Annotated in this window: 21 protein-coding genes; 14 read left to right on the top strand and 7 right to left on the bottom strand. The window is 75.3% G+C overall.

From position 1 onward, the window contains the following. Window positions 1-3 precede the first annotated feature (3 nt). Window positions 4-441 (top strand): glycerol dehydratase reactivase beta/small subunit family protein, encoded by a 438-nt coding sequence (locus OG774_RS16720; protein WP_328302425.1) that lies wholly within the window; start codon window positions 4-6, stop codon window positions 439-441. Here OG774_RS16720 and OG774_RS16715 read toward each other — a convergent pair. Beyond that, entirely contained in the window at window positions 414-1403 is a 990-nt protein-coding gene (locus tag OG774_RS16715; RefSeq protein WP_328302423.1) for a patatin-like phospholipase family protein, read from the bottom strand. The genes OG774_RS16720 and OG774_RS16715 overlap by 28 nt on opposite strands. A gap of 82 nt (window positions 1404-1485) precedes the next feature. Continuing rightward, on the bottom strand, window positions 1486-3177 hold the full coding sequence (locus OG774_RS16710; RefSeq protein ID WP_328302421.1) for a metallophosphoesterase: 1692 nt from the start codon (window positions 3175-3177) through the stop codon (window positions 1486-1488). A gap of 141 nt (window positions 3178-3318) precedes the next feature. Between OG774_RS16710 and OG774_RS16705 the strand changes: the two genes are divergently transcribed. The 5 genes from OG774_RS16705 to OG774_RS16685 all read left to right on the top strand — a co-directional run bounded on the left by OG774_RS16705 (window position 3319) and on the right by OG774_RS16685 (window position 9101). Beyond that, window positions 3319-5010, top strand: a complete 1692-nt coding sequence (locus OG774_RS16705) for a CocE/NonD family hydrolase (RefSeq protein WP_328302419.1) — start codon at window positions 3319-3321, stop codon at window positions 5008-5010. Between the two features lie 149 nt (window positions 5011-5159). Next, window positions 5160-6179, top strand: a complete 1020-nt coding sequence (locus OG774_RS16700; RefSeq protein WP_328302417.1) for an alpha/beta fold hydrolase — start codon at window positions 5160-5162, stop codon at window positions 6177-6179. 157 nt (window positions 6180-6336) lie between these two features. Continuing rightward, the gene (locus tag OG774_RS16695) at window positions 6337-7128 is read left to right on the top strand and encodes a SigB/SigF/SigG family RNA polymerase sigma factor (protein ID WP_328302415.1); all 792 of its coding nucleotides are present in this window, start codon (window positions 6337-6339) and stop codon (window positions 7126-7128) included. A gap of 88 nt (window positions 7129-7216) precedes the next feature. After that, a complete protein-coding gene (locus OG774_RS16690; protein ID WP_328302413.1) occupies window positions 7217-7501 on the top strand; it encodes a hypothetical protein in 285 nt (94 codons plus the stop codon). Between the two features lie 46 nt (window positions 7502-7547). Then, the gene (locus OG774_RS16685; RefSeq protein WP_328302411.1) at window positions 7548-9101 is read left to right on the top strand and encodes an FAD-dependent oxidoreductase; all 1554 of its coding nucleotides are present in this window, start codon (window positions 7548-7550) and stop codon (window positions 9099-9101) included. 60 nt (window positions 9102-9161) lie between these two features. Here the strand turns inward: OG774_RS16685 and OG774_RS16680 are convergent, their stop codons facing one another. Further along, window positions 9162-9377: a hypothetical protein gene (locus OG774_RS16680; RefSeq protein ID WP_328302409.1), complete on the bottom strand. Its 216-nt coding sequence runs from the start codon at window positions 9375-9377 to the stop codon at window positions 9162-9164. A gap of 142 nt (window positions 9378-9519) precedes the next feature. On the opposite strand from OG774_RS16680, the gene OG774_RS16675 reads away from it, so the two are divergent. Genes OG774_RS16675 through OG774_RS16665 form a run of 3 tightly spaced genes read left to right on the top strand, consistent with a single transcriptional unit; the run spans window position 9520 to window position 11836 of the window. Further along, window positions 9520-10578 carry a hypothetical protein gene (locus OG774_RS16675; RefSeq protein WP_328302407.1) on the top strand — a complete coding sequence of 353 codons (1059 nt, stop codon included), beginning with the start codon at window positions 9520-9522 and terminating at the stop codon, window positions 10576-10578. 32 nt (window positions 10579-10610) lie between these two features. Then, window positions 10611-10931, top strand: a complete 321-nt coding sequence (locus tag OG774_RS16670; protein WP_274195940.1) for a YrhK family protein — start codon at window positions 10611-10613, stop codon at window positions 10929-10931. Between the two features lie 38 nt (window positions 10932-10969). Continuing rightward, window positions 10970-11836: a DUF1206 domain-containing protein gene (locus OG774_RS16665; protein WP_328302404.1), complete on the top strand. Its 867-nt coding sequence runs from the start codon at window positions 10970-10972 to the stop codon at window positions 11834-11836. On the opposite strand, the gene OG774_RS16660 is transcribed toward OG774_RS16665, so the two are convergent. Together OG774_RS16660 and OG774_RS16655 are read right to left on the bottom strand one after the other, a co-directional pair. Continuing rightward, a complete protein-coding gene (locus OG774_RS16660) occupies window positions 11833-12801 on the bottom strand; it encodes an acyl-CoA desaturase (protein ID WP_328302402.1) in 969 nt (322 codons plus the stop codon). The genes OG774_RS16665 and OG774_RS16660 overlap by 4 nt on opposite strands. Window positions 12802-13000: 199 nt before the next feature. Continuing rightward, complete coding sequence (locus tag OG774_RS16655; RefSeq protein WP_328302401.1) at window positions 13001-13882, bottom strand: Rieske 2Fe-2S domain-containing protein; 882 nt, start codon at window positions 13880-13882, stop codon at window positions 13001-13003. Between the two features lie 101 nt (window positions 13883-13983). Between OG774_RS16655 and OG774_RS16650 the strand changes: the two genes are divergently transcribed. Then, the gene (locus OG774_RS16650) at window positions 13984-14268 is read left to right on the top strand and encodes a DUF6343 family protein (protein WP_328302399.1); all 285 of its coding nucleotides are present in this window, start codon (window positions 13984-13986) and stop codon (window positions 14266-14268) included. A 73-nt stretch (window positions 14269-14341) separates the two neighbouring features. On the opposite strand, the gene OG774_RS16645 is transcribed toward OG774_RS16650, so the two are convergent. Further along, on the bottom strand, window positions 14342-15187 hold the full coding sequence (locus tag OG774_RS16645) for an IclR family transcriptional regulator (protein ID WP_328302397.1): 846 nt from the start codon (window positions 15185-15187) through the stop codon (window positions 14342-14344). Window positions 15188-15302: 115 nt separating this feature from the next. On the opposite strand from OG774_RS16645, the gene pcaH reads away from it, so the two are divergent. The 4 genes from pcaH to OG774_RS16625 all read left to right on the top strand — a co-directional run bounded on the left by pcaH (window position 15303) and on the right by OG774_RS16625 (window position 19262). Continuing rightward, on the top strand, window positions 15303-16013 hold the full coding sequence (gene pcaH / locus OG774_RS16640) for a protocatechuate 3,4-dioxygenase subunit beta (protein ID WP_328310992.1): 711 nt from the start codon (window positions 15303-15305) through the stop codon (window positions 16011-16013). After that, window positions 16013-16621: a protocatechuate 3,4-dioxygenase subunit alpha gene (gene pcaG / locus OG774_RS16635; RefSeq protein WP_328302395.1), complete on the top strand. Its 609-nt coding sequence runs from the start codon at window positions 16013-16015 to the stop codon at window positions 16619-16621. The genes pcaH and pcaG overlap by 1 nt, the downstream gene beginning before the upstream one ends. Then, a complete protein-coding gene (locus tag OG774_RS16630; protein WP_328302393.1) occupies window positions 16618-17811 on the top strand; it encodes a 4-hydroxybenzoate 3-monooxygenase in 1194 nt (397 codons plus the stop codon). Before pcaG ends, OG774_RS16630 begins: the two co-directional genes overlap by 4 nt. Window positions 17812-17876: 65 nt before the next feature. Then, complete coding sequence (locus OG774_RS16625; protein WP_328302391.1) at window positions 17877-19262, top strand: glycosyltransferase; 1386 nt, start codon at window positions 17877-17879, stop codon at window positions 19260-19262. Here OG774_RS16625 and OG774_RS16620 read toward each other — a convergent pair. Then, window positions 19259-19747, bottom strand: coding sequence for an Lrp/AsnC family transcriptional regulator (locus OG774_RS16620; protein WP_274190035.1), 489 nt, complete (start codon window positions 19745-19747; stop codon window positions 19259-19261). The genes OG774_RS16625 and OG774_RS16620 overlap by 4 nt on opposite strands. Window positions 19748-19780: the final 33 nt, after the last annotated feature.

Raw genomic sequence — 19780 nt, 5'->3', positions numbered from 1 at the left:
GGGGTGACCAGTCCCCTCTCGGGGGTGTCGGTCCTCGGCGGGCCCGGCTGCCACGGTCGCATCGACCGGGCCGATGACCCCGCGCTCCCGCCCGCGGTGCTGGTCACGGTGCACGACGACGCCCCGCCCGCCGTGGTGCGCGAGGTGTGCGCGGGCGCCGAGGAGCAGGGCATCCCCACGGCGATCCTGGCGCCGGTCGGGAGCGGGGGCGACGCCCTCGCCCGGCACGCGGCGGCGGAGTCGCGGCTCGAGGTCGGCGTGGGCATCGGGCCCGACGGCGCGGTGGTCGTCCGGCACGCCCTGGTCGCGGAGCCCGTGCTCCGGCTGGCCGGCGACGCCCCGGCGGGCCGGGTGCGGCAGGCGGGGGCCGACGCGGCGCGGATCGTCGCGGGGCTGCCGCTGCGGACCGCCGCTCAGGCGGAGGAGCGCTCCGCGTCCTGAATGTCCCGTCCGTCGCCGTCGAGCTCGAGGGCGCCGCGCAGGGCGTCCTGCCCGGTCTCGATGCCCTTGCGCAGCACGTCCGGGTCGGTCTCGAGCGGGTTGATCGTGTCCGCGCCCGACGGCGGGCGGACCTCGAACAGGTAGGGCGGCTCGTCGGTGGGCGACGCCGTCGCGTGGGCGAGGCGGGAGTCGTCGGCGCGGCGGTTCTCCAGCCGGTTCCCCATCACGTGCACGAGCCCCGGCACGTTGACGGCGCCGAGGCGGGAGACCAGCGCCTTCTCCAGGCGGGTCACGTCGACGGCGGTCTGGTCGGCCCGGCGGGTGCGCAGGACGAGCACGTGCGTGGCGCCCTGGGCGAGCGCGGTGCGGAACGGGATCGGCTCGGCGACGGCGGCGTCGACGTACCGGCGTCCCCGGATCTCGACGGGCAGCCCCGCGAGCAGCGGCACCGCGGCGCTCGCGCGCAGGGCGAGCTGCAGGGAGGTCTTGTCGACGATCGTGTCGGCGAGGTCGACGGCCTCGCCGGTCTCGACGTCGGTCGCCACCGGGTGCAGCGGGACCTCGGCGTCGAGCACGGCCTGCCAGTCGACCGGGATGACCTTCTCGCCGACGGTGTGCACGAGGTACTCGACGTCGACGACGGGCTTGCCGCGCAGGCCGCGTCCGGGGTTGGTGACCCGCTCCATCAGCCCCGGGCGGTACCAGCCGGCGCAGCAGACGGCGGCCTGCGCGCCCACGAGCCAGCTGCCGGCCAGCGCGCCCGCGGAGGCGCCGTAGACGGCGTCGAAGCAGGTCGCGAGGCCGAGCTCCTCGAGCGCGAGCACCATCCCGCTCGAGTAGGTCGCCCGGCTGCCGCCGCCCTCGACGGCGAGCGCGACGTGGTGGCCGTCGGTCCTGTTGTTCGGGCAGGAACCCTCGGCGCGCCGGGCGGCCAGGACGTCGAGGACCGGATGGGGACGCACGTCGGCATTCTGCCCGCTCCACCGGCGGCTCCACCGAACGGGCTACGTGAGCGAAGTTCCCGGCTATAGCCGGGAACTTCGCTCACGTGCGGCGGGCCAGGGTCACACGGTCGATCTCGGTGCCGGTGTCCGTGGTCGCGCGGACGGTCAGGGTCGTCTCCCCGCCGCCGGCCGGCGCCGGGACGACGTCGACGGTGACGTAGGCGTAGTCCAGGTAGCGCGCCTGCGACCAGTCGACCTCGTCGGGCTGCTCGGCGTCCTCCCCGAGCGCCAGGTAGCCGGCCACGGTGACGCCGCTGTCGGGCCCCGGGTTGCCGCGGTAGCGGTCGGTCACGCCGTCGACCCAGCTGTAGCGGGGGCGCCCGCCGGAGCCGACGCACACGTAGGTCGTGCCGTCGGTCTCCGGGCGCACGGTGGCGCCGTCGGGGGCCTGCACGACCGAGCGCCCGCGCCGGATCGGGTTCGTGCGCTCGTACTGGTGGTTGTGGCCCTGCAGGACGAGGTCGACCGAGAACTCGTCGAACAGCGGCGCCACGGCGGCGCGCACCCCGGCGTCGGAGGCGTGCGCCTTCGACGTCGCGAACGCGCAGTGGTGGAAGAACGCGACGATCCAGTCGACTCCCGCGTCGGCGCGCAGCGCGGTCAGCGTCTGCCGCAGCCATGCCGTCTGCGCGCCGCCCGAGTAGCCCGCGTTGGTGGGGATCTCGGTCGAGAGGTCGTTGGCGTCCAGGCTGATCACGCCGACGGTGCCGTGCCGGAACGTGTAGACCGACGGGCACGCGGACGGCCCGGTGCGGGGCAGGTCGAGGCGCGCCGCGTGCCCGCCGTAGCCGTGGCTCGCGCCCCCGGCCCGGTTGTCGTCGTAGAGCGCCTCCATGTCGTGGTTGCCGGTGGCGAACATCCACGGGGTGGACGCGGCGCTGCGCTCGATGAGCCCGAAGTACGTCGTCCACACCGTCGGGTCGAAGCTGTCGAAACCGCTGCCGCCTGCGCGGCGCTCCGGGAGCCCTTCACCCGAGGGGTCGGCGTAGCAGATGTCGCCCGCGAGCAGGTGGAACGCCGGGCCCTGCCGCGCGATGCGGTCGACCATCGACGTCGACGGCGTCGTCGTCCGCCGGGTGTCGTCCGACGCGTAGTCGTTGGTGAACCCCTCCTCCCCGCTCGGCGGCACGGTGTCGACGCCCTGGTCGGCGAACGCGGTGAAGCTCCACGGCTCCGTCGCGCCCGGCCCGGGCGCGGTGACGAAGTCGGCCTCCGGGGTCGTCGTGCCGTCGGGGAGGCGGAACCGGTAGCGGTAGCGCTCGCCCGGCGCGAGGCCGTCGGCCAGGGCGTGCACGAAGAACTGCTCGCTCCCGCGGATCGCGCCGCCGCCCTGCGGCACCTGTGAGACCAGCCGGCGCACGTCCACCGGCAGCGTCGTGCCGAACGAACCGTCGCGCCCCAGGTCGACCACGACGGGGCCGGGCGGCGGCGCGGTCAGCTCGCCCGCGAACGCCATCTGGCGCTGCGGGTCGGCGCCGTAGGCCAGGTGCCGGCCGACCACGGCGACCGGCGCCTGCGCCGCGGTGGCGCACGCGGTGAGCGTCCAGGGCGCCGCGGCGAGGCCGGTCGCCGCGAGGACGCCGGTCCCGCCGCGCAGCGCGCTGCGACGGCTCACCGGATGGCGGCGCAGGAAGGAGGTCAGCCAGTCGTGCTGCTCCGCGACGGTCATGCGGTCGGCCAGCACGGTGGGGACACCGACGTCCGGTGCCTGGCCGCGGGGAGTCCGGGTCACGACAGGCAGAGTCGCCCCCGCCGGCGCGCAGGACCACACGGGGTGGTGGACGCGGAGCGGACGACTGCTGACGCTCCACGAGGAATCGGGCGAGTCGGCGCCGCCCGGCGGCATCCGGACGTGATCGGCGAGACTGCCGGTGTGAGCCTCGCGACCGCCGTCCTGCGCCGGGCCATGCGCCTGCCCGCGCCCCGCACCTCCCGGGTCACGGTGGACCGCGACGTCGCGGTCCCGATGACCGACGGCGCCGTCCTGCGCCACGACCACCACCGCCCGGCCGGTGTCTCCCGCGGACCCGTGGTGCTCGTGCGCAGCCCCTACGGCCGGGCCGGGTGGATCGGCGTCGTCTTCGGGCGCCTCGTCGCCGAGCGCGGCCTGCAGGTGGTGGCGCAGTCGGTGCGCGGCACCGCGGACTCCGACGGCGTGCTCTCGCCGTTCGACGAGTCCTCCGACGGCGGCGAGACGGTCCGCTGGGTGCTCGACCAGCCGTGGTGCGACGGGCGGCTGGCCACCCTCGGCCCGAGCTACCTCGGGCTCACCCAGTGGGCCCTCGCGCCCGCCGCCGGGCGGTCCCTGCGCGCGATGGGCACCCTGGTCACCGCGTCGTCGTTCCGGGACCAGACCTACGCCGGCGGGTCGTTCTCCCTGGACAACGCGCTGTCCTGGAGCGCGATGATGCGGTCGATGGCGGCCGGGCCGTTCGCACGGTCCACCCGGCTGCTGCGCGGGCGGAAGACCCTCGTCGACGCCCTCGACGTGCTGCCGCTGCGCGAGGCCGACCGGCGCGCCACCGGCGACCAGGTCGACTTCTTCCAGGACTGGCTGCGGGAGTCCGACCCCGGCTCGGCGTACTGGGCCCGCCGCGGCTACACCGCCGGCGTCGCCGAGGTGGCCCGCGCCGACGTCGACGTCACGATGACCGGCGGCTTCCAGGACATCTTCCTGCCCTGGCAGCTCGCCGACCACGCCGCGCTGCGCGCCGCGGGCGCCCGCCCGCGCCTGGTCCTCGGTCCCTGGGTGCACACCTCCGGACCCGGCATCGCCGCCGGCCTGCGCGAGTCCCTGGCCGCGTTCGAGCGGGTCTTCGACGGCACGCACGGCAGCGGCGGGGTCGTCGCGGCCACCACCGCGGACGCCCCGGTGTCGGTGACGCTCTCCGGCGACGGGGGCGTCCGGCGTCTCGCCGACTGGCCGCCGCCCGACGCGGTGCACCGGACCTGGTTCCTGCGCGCCGACCACTCGCTGTCGGTGCAGCCGCCGCCCGACCGCACCGCGGGCGCCGTGCACTGGCCCGGCACCCGCATCGACTACGACCCGGCCGACCCCACGCCCGCCGTCGGCGGCCCGATCCTCACCGGGCGGTCGGGACCCCGCGACCAGACCGCACTCGAGGCCCGCACCGACGTCGCCGTGTTCAGCTCCGACCCGCTCGCCGAGGACGTCGTCGCCCTCGGGCCGGTGTCGGCGACGGTGTTCCTGCGCGCCGAGGTCGAGCACCTCGACGTGTTCGTCCGGGTGTGCGACGTCGACCCCCGCGGCCGCTCGGTGAACATCACCGACGGCCTCGTCCGCCTCGCCCCCGGCGACCCGGCGACCGCCGCCGACGGCAGCCGTGAGGTGGCCGTGGAGCTGTGGGACACCGGCCACCGCTTCGCCGCCGGGCACCGCCTGCGCGTGCAGATCTCGGGCGGAGCCCACCCCCGGTTCTCCCGCCACCCCGGGACGGGGGACCCGCTCGGCGAGGCCACGACGCTCGTGCGCCAGCCCCGTGAGGTGCTGCACGACGCGGCCCACCCGACGGCCGTGACGCTGGCGGTCGAGCCCCGGCACTAGTCGGCCGGCGGCACCGTCCCTGCTCCGAGGGGTGAGACGCGACCGGTGCTGCCGACCGCGTCACACCGCCCGTCGGTCCCCGGCTGCTGCTGGTCGACGCCACCGCTCCCGGGCGTGCGGGCCCCGGTCCCGCTGCCGATCCTGAGGGCATGGCCGTCCTGCCCTCCGAGCGGGCCGGCGCGGTGGCCGTCGACCCCGGGGGAGGGGTCACGGAGATCGCCCCGGCCCGGACGGAACCGCCCCCCTCCTCCACGACCGAGCTCCCCACCACCCGTCCGCCGCGCCCCGTCCACGGCGTGCGCGCCACCGACGGGGTTCCCCTGCACGTGGAGATCCACGGCCACCACGGCCCGGTCGTGGTGCTCAGCCACGGCTTCACCGTCGACTCCGACGAGTGGTCGCCCCAGCTCGAGGCCCTGACCCATCGCGCGCGGGTCGTGACCTGGGACCAGCGCGGCCACGGCCGCTCCGGGTGGGGCGACCCGGCGAACGCGACCATCGACCAGCTGGGTCGCGACCTCGCCACCGTCGTGGATGCCGTCGCCCCGTGCGGGCGGGTGGTGCTCGGCGGGCACTCGATGGGCGGCATGAGCGTGCTCGCGCTGGCCCGCCAGCACCCGGAGTGGTTCGGCACCCGCGTCGCCGGGGTCTTCCTCGTCGCGACCTCCGCCGGCGACCTCATCTCCGACGGGCCGCTCGGCGCCCTGCACGCGGTCGCGCGCCGCGCCGGGGTGCTGCCCGCGGTGCTCGAGGGGGCCCGGCTGGCCGCGCCGGTCGCCGACCAGCTGCCGTGGCGCGACTCCGCCCTCGGCCGCTGGCTGGTGCGCCGCATGGCGTTCACCGCCGACGCCTCCGACGACGACGTGCGCCGGCTGCAGGCGGCCACCGAGAGCCTGCCGCTGACGGTGACCTCGGCGTTCTCCTCGTCGCTGCTCTCCCACGACGAGACCGGCTCGCTGCCCGTGCTGGCGTCGGTGCCGACGACGGTGGTGACCGCTGCCGACGACCGTCTCACCCCGGCGACCCACGGCCGGCGCATCGCCGAGGCCCTCGGTCCCCGGGCCCGCCTGGTGCTGGTCGACGGCGCGGGGCACGCTGTGAACTGGACGCACCACGACGTGGTCGACGCCGCACTGCTCGATCTGGTGGACCGGCTGCGTCACGCCTGAACGCCCGATGTGTGACCTCGGGGCGTACGGGGCACTGACACCTCACGAAGGCATTCACCGGTTCAGACAGACAGCCGGGTCAGCTCACGTGCAACGAGCGCCCCGTCTGACTGGTCTCCCGATCGGCCTGCCGGGGCCCCATCAGGGGTGACACCGCATGGCTGGACGGACGACTGACTACGACGAGTACGTTCCGCTGCTCGCCGAGTACGCGGACCTGTCCGAGGACGACCCGCGCCGCGAACGCGTGCGCGAGAGGTTGGTCCACGGGTTCCTGCCGGTGGCGCGCAACATCGCCCGGCGGTTCGCCCGGCGCGGCGAGCCCACCGACGACCTCGAGCAGGTGGCCTCGCTGGGCCTCCTGCACGCCATCGAGCGCTTCGACCCGGGCCGCGAGCGGGACTTCCTCTCCTACGCCGTCCCGACGATCATGGGCGAGGTCCGGCGGCACTTCCGCGACTCGGCCTGGTCGGTGCGCACGCCGCGCAGCGTCAAGGACCGCTACGTGGCCGTGGGTTCGGCGACCGCATCGATGTCGCAGCGTCTCGGACGGGCCCCGACGGCCGCCGAGCTCGCCGAGCACCTCAACATGACCCGGGACGAGGTCGCCGAGGCGATCTCCGCGCACGGCTCCTACCAGCCGGCGTCGCTGGACGAGTCCCTCGGCTCCGGTGACGACTCGGCCCTCGTCGACATCCTCGGGGTCGTCGACGGCGAGCTCGACCGGGTCGAGATCCGCTCGCTGGTCGGGTCCCTCGTCCGCGACCTGCCCGAGCGCGAGCGCACGATGCTCGCGCTGCGCTTCGTGCACGAGAAGACGCAGGCCGAGATCGCCGCGGTGCTGTGCATCTCGCAGATGCACGTCTCCCGACTGCTCTCCCGCACCCTCGCCGCCCTGCGCGACCAGATCGAGCGCGAGACCACCGCGGAGCAGCTGGTCGCCGTCTGATCCGGTGGTGCTCTCCCGGTCCACACCGCTCGCCCGGACCCGCACCGCCCTCGCGGGGTGACCCGGGCGCGCCGGCAACCGGATCGCCGTGGCGGCCGAGGCGCACGGCGCCCGGTTCCCCGACCACCTGGTGCGCGGGGTCGACGAGCTCGCCGCCGCGGTGCGCGCCCTGGCCGCGGACCCCGCCGCACCCGACCCGCACGCCGACGACCCGGACGGCCCCCGCCCGGCCCACGAGATCGCCGACGAGCTCGCGGCGACCCGCGCCGGCGGGCTCGACGACCGCGACGCCCAGCTCGCCGCCCAGCGGCACCTGCTCGCCGTCGACGTGGCGGCGCTGCTCGACCCGTCCCGGGTCCGGTCGGCGGCGTGATCGAGCGCGCCGTTTGACGCCCCGGGCGGCCGGACACCTCCGTCCCATGGCCACCACGCCCCTGCCCGCCCGCGAGCTCTCCGCGTGGCACGACCCGGAGCACGCCGAGGAGCCCGACACCTTCCCGGCCCTGCGCGGCGACCGCCGGGTCGACGTCGCGGTCGTGGGCGCCGGGATCACGGGCCTGACGACGGCGGTCCTGCTCGCGCGGGAGGGGCTGCAGGTCGCGGTGCTGGAGGCCCGCCGGATCGGTGCGGTCGCGTCCGGCAACACCACCGCCAAGATCTCGCTCCTGCAGGGCACGCGCGCCGCGACGCTCGACCACCGGCACTCCCAGGAGACCGTCGACGCCTACCTGGCGGCGCACCGGGCTGGGTTCGACTGGCTGCTCGACCGCGCGCGGCGCGCGGACTGCGATCTCGAGCGGCGCGCCTCCGTGACCTTCGCGACCGACGGGCGCTCGTCCGCCGCCGCGGAGACGATCCGGCGCGAGGCCGCGGTGCTGCGCCGCGCCGGGTTCCCCGCGCAGCTCGGCACCGAGGTCGGTCTGCCCTTCGAGGTCTCGGAGGCCGTGACGCTCGCGGACCAGGCGCAGTTCGACCCCATGCCCTACCTCGCCGACCTCGCCCAGGAGCTGCACGAGAGCGGCCACCTCGTGTACGAGCACACGCGGGTGCGCAGCGTCTCGCTCCTCGGCGCCCCGCGGCTGCGCACCGAGCACGGCGAGGTCCGGGCCGAGCGCGTCGTCCTCGCCACCGGCGTCCCGATCCTCGACCGCGGCCTCTACTTCGCCCGCGTCGAGCCCAGTCGGTCCTACGCCCAGGCCGTGCGCGTCGACGGCCCGCTGCCCCCGGCGATGTACCTGTCGGCCGACCAGCCGGGGGTGTCGCTGCGCACCGCGGTGATCGAGGGGGAGGAGCGGTTGCTCACCGGCGGCTTCGGCCACCGGGTGGGCGCCAGCACGCCGACGTCGTCGCACGAGCAGGACCTTGCCGACTGGACGACGCAGCGGTTCCCGGTCCGAGAGATCACCCACCGCTGGTCCGCCCAGGACTACCTGCCCGAGGACGGCCTGCCGTTCGTGGGGCCGATGCCGTGGCAGTCACGGGTCCTGGTCGCGACGGGGTTCGCGAAGTGGGGCATGACCGGCGGCACCGCGGCCGGCCTGGCGCTGCGCGACCACGTCGTGGGCCGCGCCAACCCGTGGTCCGGGGCGCTGCGGGCCGACCGCGCGCCGGTCGCCTCCGCCCTGCCCGCGCTGGCGAAGGCGAACGGGCAGGTCGGGCGCTACCTGGCCACCGGGTGGGCCCGCCCGCACCTGCCTTCGGAGACCCCGCTCGCCGAGGGGGAGGGCCGGATCGAGACGACGCCCCGCGGCAAGGTCGCCCGCTGCCGCGTCGAGGGGGTCGAGCACGAGCTCGGCGCCGTGTGCCCCCACCTCGGCGGCATCGTGGCGTGGAACGACGCCGCGCAGAGCTGGGACTGCCCGCTGCACGGCTCCCGCTTCGCCCCCGACGGCAGCATCCTCGAGGGCCCCGTCACCGCCCCCATGGCCGACGCGCCCGGCCTCGCCCGCGTCGTGACGCCCCGCTCTCCCTGACCGCACCGCGTGCAAGCCCTGCGTCCACGCTTGCACCCAGTGCGTGGAAATCCGCGTCGATCATGAACCTCGGTCGGGGCGTGGCGGCCGGCGCAGGCGCTGCTCGCGGGGCAGGTGCGTCTCGGGGGCCTGGCGGCGCCGGACCGGCGGGCGGACGTCGTCGACGGGCACGTCGGCCGGTTCCTCGGGCGCCACGGGCTCACCGCCGACGTCGGCGGGCAGCTCCTCGGCGGCCGCGCCCCCGGCCCACCGGTGTCGTGTCAGCCAGCGACGCACGTCCGCACCTCCCGGTCGGTGTCCACTGTGGCCGTGGATCGCGTCGGACGCTACGGAGAAACGGGTGCGGGGGGAGTGGGGCCAGGTCCCCGTTCGCCTGGGGCATTCCCGACCGTCGGCGGGGTACGGCACCGTGTGCCCCATGGCCCCGGGTGCTGAGACCACCGACGAGACGGACGAGGAGCTGCCCACCTCGCTCGAGGACGCCGCCGACCTGCTCTACGGGGTGGGGCGCGAGGAGTTCATCGGGGTGCGCGACGCGCTGGTCAAGCAGGTCCGCGCCGCGGGCGACCGCGAGCTGGCGACCGAGATCGGCGGGCTGCGCAAGCCCTCGGTGGCGGCGTGGGTGGCCAACCGGCTGGCGCGCGAGTACCCCGACGAGGTCGAGGGCCTCGAGGAGCTGGGCGGATCGCTGCGCGACGCCCAGGAGAAGCTCGAGGGCGACGCGTTGCGCCAGCTCTCCCGCCAGCGCCACGAGCTGATCAACGCGCTGGTCGAGCGCGGCCGGCGCATCGCACGCGAGGAGGCCGTGCGTCTCGGGGACCCGGCCGTGCGCGAGCTCGAGAAGACCATCGGGGCCGCGCTCGCCGACCCCGCCGCCGCGCGGGCCCTGGCGGGCGGGCAGCTCGCCGGCGGGATGGAGGCCGGGCCGGGCCTCGGCGACGGCGGGATCAGCGCCGCGCTCGGCGGCCCCGCCTCGGGCGCCCGCTCCGCCCGCACGGCGCGGCCGTCGCGGCCCTCGCAGCGCCGCCCCGATCGCCGGCCCCCGCGCGCGCCCCGCACCGGGGACACCACCACGCCCGAGCCCGAGGAGCAGGTCGACCGGGAGGGGGAGGACCAGGAGCGCGCCGAGCAGGAGCAGCGCGAGCGGGAGGAGCGCGAACGCCGGGAGCGCGAGGAGCGCGAGCGCGCGGAGCAGGCCGCCCGCGAGTCCCGCGAGCGCGCCGACGAGGCCGCCGAGCTCGCCCGTCGCGCCGCCGAGGACGCCGACACGGCGACGGGCGAGGCCGAGGACGCCGACGCCGTCGTGAGCGACCTGCGCGCCCGTCTCGAGGCCGCCGAGGAGACCCGCCGCACGGCCTGGGACGCCGCCGACGCCGCCGCCCGCGAGCGTGACGCCCGTCGCCGGGAGGCCGACCGCGCCCGGGAGGACGCGGAGACCGCCGAACGTCACGCTCGCACGCTCGGGGTACGGATCTGACTCCGGGAGCCCCGACGCGGCAGGCTGTCACCATGAGCAGACCACTGCCACCGCCCGCGGACGGCGAGATCGAGAGGCCTCCGCTGATCTTCTCGATCGGCCACGAAGAGCTGATCGTCCGCCGGCGCTACGAGGTGGCGTCGATCGTCAACGACATCCTCATCGCGCTGTGGTTCCTCATCGGCAGCATCCTGTTCTTCTCGGAGGCCACCACCTACGCGGGCACCTGGTTCTTCGTCGTGGGCAGCATCGAGCTGCTGCTCCGCCCGGGGATCCGCCTGGCCCGTCGGGTGCATCTCCAGCGCATCCCCGGCTCCGAGGGCGTCCCGACCGGGAGCAGCCCCGACTTCTGAACGTTTCGCCGCCGCGCCGGCGGGGTGACTCGGTGGAGATGACCACGGAGCACACGGCCGGCGAGGCCGTCGAGGACGTTGCCGAGGAGGCGGTGGACCGCACCCTGCACGGCGGCGGCGACGCCCCGAGCCGCCTCGTGGAGCTCCTCGGGCGCGCGGGCCTGATCGCGTACGGCGCGGTCCACCTGCTCGTCGCCGGGCTGGGCCTGCGTCTCGCGTTCGGCGCCCGTGCTGCCGAGGTCGACCAGCAGGCCGCGGTCGCCGCCGTGGCCTCGGTGGGCACAGCCGGGACGGTGCTGCTGGTCGTGTTCGTCGCCGGGCTGGTGGCGTTCGCCGTCTGGCAGATCGCCGCGACCGTCGCCGGGTTCCGCTGGGTGTCGGGCGGCGAGCGCTTCCGCAAGCGGGTCGGCGCGGCGTCGAAGGCGATCGCGGTGCTCGCCGTCGCGCTCGCGGCCGCCCGCAGCGTGCTGGGTGACCAGCAGAGCGGCCGCGCGGGACCGCAGAAGCTCGTGACGTGGCTCCTGGCGCTGCCGGCCGGCAACCTGCTGGTGGCCGCGGTCGCGATCACGGTCATGGTGATCGCGGGCACAATGATCTACACCGGCGTCGCCCGGACCTTCATGGGCGACCTCGTCGACGACATGCCGGCCGGGGCGCGGCGTGCCGCGGTGGTGCTCGGCGCGGTCGGCAACGTCGCCCGGGCCGCCGCGTTCGCTGCCGTCGGCGTGCTCTTCGCCGTCGCGGCGCTGCGCGGCGACCCCGCGCGGGTCGGCGGGCTGGACGCCGCCCTGCGCGAGCTCGTCAGCCGGTGGCAGGGCGTGAGCCCGCTCGTGCTGATCTCGCTGGGGCTCGCGGCGTTCGGCCTCTACTGCGTCCTCGACGCCCGCTACCGGAGGGCGTACTAGGCGCGGGCGGCGAGCCGGTCGAGACGCCGGGGCGTCGGCCACTTGACGTGGCTGACCCAGCCGAACTTCTCGAAGATCCAGATCAGGCGCGCCGAGATGTCGATCTGGCCGCGACCGACGCCGTGGCGCGCCGAGGTGGGGTCGGCGTGGTGCAGGTTGTGCCAGGACTCGCCCATGCTCGGGATCGAGAGCAGCCAGACGTTCGTCGAGCGGTCGCGGGCCCGCCAGGGGCGCTCGCCGACGAGGTGGCAGATCGAGTTCGTGGACCACGCCACGTGGTGGGTGAGGCCGATGCGCACGAGGCTCGCCCAGAAGAACGCGGTGAGCGCGCCCCACCACGACCACGTGATGAGCCCGCCGAGCAGCGGCGGCGCGAGCAGGCTGATCACCGTGAGCGGCGTAAACCAGCGGTTGACCGCGCGCATGTCCGGGTCGGCGAGGAGGTCCGGGGTGAAGCGCTGCTGGTTGGTCAGCGAGCGGTCGAAGATCCAGCCCATGTGCGCGTGCCAGAAGCCGCGCACGAGCGCCACCGGCGAGGTGCCGAACGCCCAGGGCGAGTGCGGGTCGCCCTCCTTGTCGGCGAACAGGTGGTGGCGGCGGTGGTCGGCGACCCAGTGCCGGATCGGCCCCTGCACCGCCATGCTCCCGGCCACGCCGAGGGCGATCCGCAGGGCGCGCTTGGCGCGGAACGCGCCGTGGGTGAAGTACCGGTGGAACCCGACCGTGACACCGAGCATGGTCAGCACGTAGAAGAGGGCGGTCAGCCCGACGTCCACCCACGTCAGCCCCCAGCCCCAGGCCAACGGAACGGCGGCGATCAGGGCGATGAACGGCACGAAGGCGAACAGGTAGACCATCACGTGCGGCGCGATGTGGCGCAGGTGGTCGGACAGGTCCCCCTGGGGGGACGCGGGAGTCGGTGTGGCGGGCGGGTCGGCGGCAGGCGAGGCCGGACCGGACGTCATGCGGAGGTGCTCCCGGGGGGTGCGGCGGGTCGTGGGCGACGGGCTCGTCGACCAGGTGGTGGATGCCGGATTTCTACCCTGACACGGGCCCGGCGGTCCCCGCGCTGCGGGAGCGCGGGGACGCGCGACCGCTGGACGGGATTCGCCCGGTGGCCACTCGACGCTCACCCGGACGCACCGGTCCGGTGCACCCGATCGCTCAGCTCGCGGGCACGCCTCCGTACCCGGTGATCGCGAGCTCGAGACGACCGTCACGCACCCTGGTGCGGAACGTCGGCTGCGGGGCGGTGGCCGGGCCGTGCACCACGGAGCCGGTGTCGAGCCGGAAGACGCTGCCGTGCCAGGGGCACACGACGCACTCGGGGCCGTCGCCGTTCGTGATCCGGCCTTCGTGCAGCGGCGCCGAGGCGTGGGCGCAGCGGTCGGCGAGGGCGTGGATCCGCTCGCCGCGACGCACGACCAGCACGCCGACGTCCCCGACGATCCGCCGCGTCGGCTCGCCCTCGGGCAGCTCGTCGACCGTGCCGACGTCGGTCCAGTCGCCCGGCGCGATGTGGGGGTAGCCCTCCGCGTGGTTGGCGCCCATCGCCTGGTGATAGGCCATGTGCCCGCCGAGGGTGGCGCCGGCCGTGCCGACGGCCAGCGCGGCCCAGCCGAGCATCGCGCCCCGGAACCCGCGTCCGCGGGCCCGCGCGGCCAGGGAGGCGGCGTAGCCCGTGAGCATCACGATGTTGGCGGCGGCGTGCACTACACCGACGCGCTGCTGCTCCTCGTGCCCGTCGGCGTAGTCCGCCCAGCCGGCCGCCGCGGTCGGCACCGCGGAGACCAGCCCGAGCGCGATGAGGACGGTCGCCGGTCGGCGGGTGCGGGGCGCGACGTCGAGCACGCCCGCCGAGACGAAGCTACCGAGCGAGAGCTGCGCAAGCACCGGGTGCAGCGGGTGCCCCATCCACACCCCGTGCAGGGCGTCCTTGACGTCCTGGCGGCGCAGGAGCTTGTGGACGAGGTCGCGCGCCGGGGCGGCGACCTTGTCGAGTGCCTGGGCGTTCGCGAGACGGTCGATGTCGTCGAACGGGCGCATGGGGGTCCTCCCGGGCGGTGGTGGTGCCCGGGTTTCACCGATCTCCACGGTCGGGCAAACCCGTGGGCTCCAGGAACACGGGCGACGAACGGAGCGAGGCCGTGACCGGAAAGCCTCGGCGCACCCGCGAGGACTACGAGCGCGGGCTGCCCGACTACCACGACCCGACGGCCGGCTTCGGCGGTGCGGCGCCGACCTACAGCGCGCTGACGCTGCGGGCGGTGCTCGCGGTCTTCGGGTTGCTGACCTCCCTCGCCGGCGTCGTGATCTTCCTCGTCGTGCTCTGGCTCCCCTGGGCGGCGACCGCGTTCGGGGTCGTCGCGGCGGTCTGCGTCGTCGACCTCGCGTGGGTCCTCCACCGCAAGAGGCGCGGCGAACCGGGTTAGTCCTGCCCGGCGAGCACGTCGTCGGAGAGCTCCGGCTCCGCGAGCACGTCCGGATGGAGCGCGACCTGGCCGGTCACGCGCCGCGTTCAGCCGTGCGGGGGGCGTCCGCACCCACGCTCGGCAGCGGGGTGACCACCCCGGACGGACGGCGCCGCGCCGACGGCGAGCCCAGCGCCCGGGAGATCCCGCGGGCGGTGGCCCGGACGGCCGGGACGATGGTGCGCGGGTCGCTGCCCGCGCTCGGCACGACCACCGACATCGCCGCGACGACCCGGTCGTCCTCCCCGCGCACCGGAGCCGCGACCGAGAGCGAGAGCAGGTCGACCATCCCGTCGCAGACGGCCACGCCCTCGCGCCGCACGCCGGCCAGGGTGCGGCGCAGCGCGTGCGGGTCGGTGACCGTGCGCGGGGTCAGGGCGCTCAGGGGGCCGGCGAGGACCTCCTCCTGCACCGAGGCGTGGGCGAACGCGAGCAGCACCTGGCCGACCCCGGTGGCGTGCAGGGGCATGCGCCCGCCGACGCGGCTGAACACGCGCACGGCCTCCGGGTGCGCGAGGCGCTCGACGTAGACCACCTCGTGGCCGTCGCGCACCGCGAGCTGCACGTTCTGCCGCGTCGCCTCGTAGAGGTCCTCGAGGTAGGGCATGGCGCGTTCCCGCAGGCCCAGGCTGCGTGGCGCGAGCGCCCCGACCTCCCAGAGCCGCAGGCCGATCCGGTAGCGGCCGTCCTCGCCGCGCTCGAGGGCGCCCCAGGCGGCGAGCTCGCCGACCAGCCGGTGCGCCGTGGACAGCGGGAGACCGGCCGCGCGGGCGATGCCCGAGAGGGACAGGGCCTCCGCCCCGGGGCCGAACGCGGACAGGATCCCGAGCACGCGTCCGGTGACCGACGGTCCGCTCTGACCGTCGCGCTGTGGGCTCACCCTGCGCTCCTTCCGGTGGCCGGAAGCTCGATTCTGGCACGGCGCCGGCGCCAGGCACCCTGACGACGTGAGCGCAACGCAGGAGCCCGCGACGCAGCGGGCGGTGTCCGCCGAGATCGCCGAGGCCGCGGCGGCGCAGACGCGGCCCGACGGCCATCCCGACCGGGCCTACGGCCCGTACCGCAGCACCGCCCTGCGGTCCCCGCAGCGACCCCTCGTCGTGACACCGCCGAGCCTCACCGAGCTGGCCGCGCCGGTGTTCGGCGCGGCCGACGTGGCCCCGATCGATGCCGACCTGACCCGGCACCACGCCGGCGAGCCACTCGGCGAGCGGATCATCGTCACGGGCCGGGTCCTCGACGGCGACGGGCGCCCGGTGCGCAACCAGCTCGTCGAGGTCTGGCAGGCCAACGCCTCCGGGCGCTACCGCCACGAGGGCGACCAGCACCCCGCGCCGCTCGACCCGAACTTCACCGGCGGCGGCCGGGCCCTCACCGACGACGAGGGCCGCTACCGGTTCGTGACGATCAAGCCGGGCGCCTACCCGTGGCGCAACCACACCAACGCCTGGCGTCCCGCGCACATCCACTTCTCGCTGTTCGGCACGGCGTTCACCCAGCGCCTCGTCACGCAGATGTACTTCCCCGGGGACCCGCTGTTCGGGCTCGACCCGATCTTCCAGTCCGTCACCGACGAGAAGGCGCAGCAGCGCCTCATCGCCGCCTACGACCACGACGTGACCCAGCCGGAGTGGGCGCTGGGCTACCGCTGGGACATCGTGCTCGACGGCGCGCACGCCACCCCGCCCGATGTGGACGGAGCCTGATGCTCGACCTCACGCCCTCCCAGACCGTCGGGCCGTTCTTCGCGTTCGGCCTGCCCTTCGAGGGCGGCGGCGACGTCGTCCCCATGGGCACGCCCGGCGCGATCACGCTGCACGGCACGGTGCGCGACGGCGCCGGCGTGGCGGTGCCCGACGCGCTGCTGGAGTTCTGGCAGACCGGTCCCGACGGTCGCGTGCCGGTGCGCCCGGGTGCGCTGCACCGCGACGGCCGCTCGTTCACCGGCTTCGCCCGCGTCGCCACTGACCGCGCCGGGGACTACCGGCTGCGCACCCTGCGACCGGCGGCACGCTCCGGCGCCCGCGACGCCCCCCACATGGCCGTGACGGTGTTCGCGCGCGGCCTGCTGCACCACCTGTTCACCCGCGTCTACTTCCCGAACCACGTCGAGGCGAACCTCGCCGACCCGCTGCTCGCACAGCTCGACGAGGAGCGCCGGGCCACGCTGATGGCCGTGCCCGACGGCGGCGTCACCGGCCCCGGGTACCGCTTCGACATCCGGATGCAGGGCACCGGGGAGACCGTGTTCCTCGACCTCTCCGCCCACGGGCTCGCCCAGCCGCCGACCGCGACCACCGAGACCCCGGCGTGAGCGCCCCGGACCGCACGCAGGTCGCGATCGTCGGCGGCGGGCCGGCCGGCCTGATGCTGGCGCACCTGCTGCGGCTGCGCGGTGTCGACTCGGTGGTGCTCGAGGCCCGCCCGCGCGAGCGCGTCGAGACCCGCCAGCGCGCGGGCATCCTCGAGCACGGCACGGTCGAGGCCCTGCGCGAGGTCGGCGCGACCGCCCGCATGGACGAGCTCGGCATACCGCACGACGGCTTCGAGCTGCGCTTCTCCGGGCGCAGCGTGCGCGTCGACATGCAGGAGCTCACCGGCGAGCGCGTGATGATCTGGGCGCAGACCGAGGTCACCCGCGACCTCATCGCGCTGCGCCTGGAGCAGGGCGAGCCGCTGCTCTTCGACGCCGAGGTGCTCTCCGTCGAGGACGTCGAGACCGACAGTCCGACCGTGCGCTATCGCCACGAGGGCGCCGAGCACGTGCTGCGCGCCGACGTCGTCGTGGGCGCCGACGGCTCCCACGGGCCGGCGCGCCGGGCGATCCCCGAGCACCTCGTGCGGCGCTTCGAGCGCATCTACCCGTACTCGTGGCTGGGGATCCTCGCCGACGTGGCGCCCTCGTCGCACGAGCTGATCTACGCCCGCGGGCGCACCGGGTTCGCGCTGGCCTCGATGCGCTCGCCGAGTGTCACCCGCGCCTACATCCAGGTGCCCAACGGCACCGACGCCGCCGACTGGGCCGACGAGGCCATCTGGGACGAGCTCGCGGCCCGGTTCGCCCTCGACGCCGGTTCGTTCACGCTCGAGCGGGGGCCGATCACCGACAAGTCGGTGACCCCGATGCGCAGCGTGGTCACCGAGCCGATGCGCCACGGGCGGCTGTTCCTCGCCGGCGACGCCGCGCACATCGTCCCGCCCACCGGCGCGAAGGGCCTCAACCTGGCGGTCGCCGACGTGCGCGTGCTGGCCGACGCGCTCTCCGAGTGGTTCGCCACCAAGGACGAGGCGCTGATCGACGCCTACTCCGACACCGTGCTGCGCCGTGTCTGGAGGGCCGCGCACTTCTCCTGGACGATGACCACGATGCTGCACGTCGACCCCGACGGCGACCCGTTCGACGAGCAGCTCGCCCTGGCCCACCTGCGCCACATCGCGACGTCGGAGTCCGCCCGCCGCGCGCTGGCGGAGAACTACCGGGGCCTCGCCCTGGGTGCGGTGTAGCCGGCGCCTAGGCTGCGCCCCGACGAGCGGCCTCGACGAGCGCAGACCCCGGGGGAGAACACCGCATGGGCGACCGGCTGATCTTCCAGCTCGGCACCAACAACTGGCAGCGCGACGGGGAGTTCGCCCCCGGCTCGGGGATCCTGCACGAGGCCCACCACACCGCGTACAACGATCTGCCCGGCGTCCGCTGCTACTCGGTGTTCCCGTCCCGGGTGCAGCGCTGGCGCACCGACGACGTGCGGGTGTTCCCGCTCGAGCACGACATCCCGATCTGCGAGTCGATCTCCCCGGTCTCGAGCTACCGGTGGCACGCGATGGACCCCGAGGAGGTCGACGCGTACCGGGCCCGGTTGACGGCCTTCGTCACCGAGTGGATCGACGAGATCGAGGCCAGCACCGGCGACGAGTTCGGCCTGGCGATCGCCCACCACGCGTTCATGAACGCGGTGGTCATGCGCGACGTGATCCGGGCGCGGACGGAGGCGGGACGCCCGCGGATGCCGCTGCTGGACTTCGCCCACGGCACCGAGCTCAAGATGTACGTCCACGAGCAGCGCGGCGACAACCCCGCGGAGTTCCCGTGGCGGTTCCTCCCGTTCATGCAGCAGGAGAAGATCTTCGACTGGTCCGCGGGCCCGGAGCACGGCGTCGACGTCGTCGCCTCGATCTCCTCGGAGCAGATCGAGGCGTTCTCGGCGGTCTTCCCGGAGTTCCCGCGCGAGCGGATGGTGCTCTCCCACAACGGCTACAACCAGCACGCCTTCTTCCCCGCCCCGGAGCTCTACGCCGACCGCGAGCGGGTGCTCGCCGGCTTCACGACGCAGCCGCCGGCCGGGTCCGAGCGGGCGCCGGAGGCGGTCGCGCCCGAGGGCGGGTTCGACGCCGTCGTCGCGTTCGTCGGCAAGTTCGCCGACTGGAAGCGCCTGGACGCCCTGCTGCGCGCGGCGGCCTCCTACGAGCGCGGCGAGCGGCGCGTGCTGACCCTCGTCGCGGGCTCGGGGCCGGTCGAGGAGCAGGTGAAGATGCACGACCTCGCGGCCTCGCTCGGCCTGGAGCGGACCTACTTCCTCGGGCCGCGCCAGCAGGAGGAGCTCGCGACGGTCTTCGCCTGCGCCGACGTCGGCGTCTTCCCCTCTTACCGCGAACCGTTCGGGCTCGTGTTCCTCGAGTGCATGGCCTGCGAGACCCCGGTGATCGGCGCCGACTCCGGCGGGCCGCGGGACTTCGTCACCGACGAGGTCGGCACGCTCGTGCCCGAGACCGACGACCGCCGGGAGCTCGCCGACTCCCTCGCCGCCGCCGTCACCCGGGCGCTCGAGGAGGGCTGGAAGCAGGGCAAGGGCCCGGACGCGGCGCGCCACGCCCGCGAGCGCTTCAGCGTCGTCAAGCAGGTGTCGGACCTGCTGGGTGAGGTGGACCGGCTGACCGGGGACAGGACCGGCGACTAGATCCGGGTGACCCGGTCGACCAGGCCCGAGGTGGCGACCATCGTCGTGAACCGCGCGACGCCCGGCACGCGGGCGAGCGTGCGCCGCAGCAGGACGTCGAGGGCCTCGACGTCGGCGACGTCGACGCGCAGCAGGTAGTCGACGTCGCCGGTGACGTGGTGGCAGCTCACGAGCCCGGCGAGGTCGACGATGTGGCGCTCGAAGCGGCCGACGGTGTTGGCGGTGTGGTCGACGAGGGTCGCGGTCAGGTGCACGACCAGCCCCCGGTCGACGGCGTCGGGGTCGAGGACCGCGCGGTAGCCGCGGACCACCTTCTCGTTCTCGAGGCGCCGCAGCCGCCGCTGGGCCGACGACGCCGAGATCGACACCGCCTCCGCGAGGTCGGCGAGGCTCTCCCGTCCGTGGTCGGCGAGGTGATCGAGGATGCGGCGGTCGACCCGGTCCAGGGCGGGCTGGGCGGATCGTGCACGGTGCGGCGCGGTCATGACGCCATCATGCGCCTGAGAGCCGTCGAGCCT

Origin of the sequence: Actinomycetospora sp. NBC_00405 (assembly GCF_036044095.1) — a bacterium.
GTDB lineage: Bacteria > Actinomycetota > Actinomycetes > Mycobacteriales > Pseudonocardiaceae > Actinomycetospora > Actinomycetospora callitridis.
Note: the sequence above shows the minus strand (reverse complement) of the source record. Positions and strands in the feature narration are given on the sequence as shown.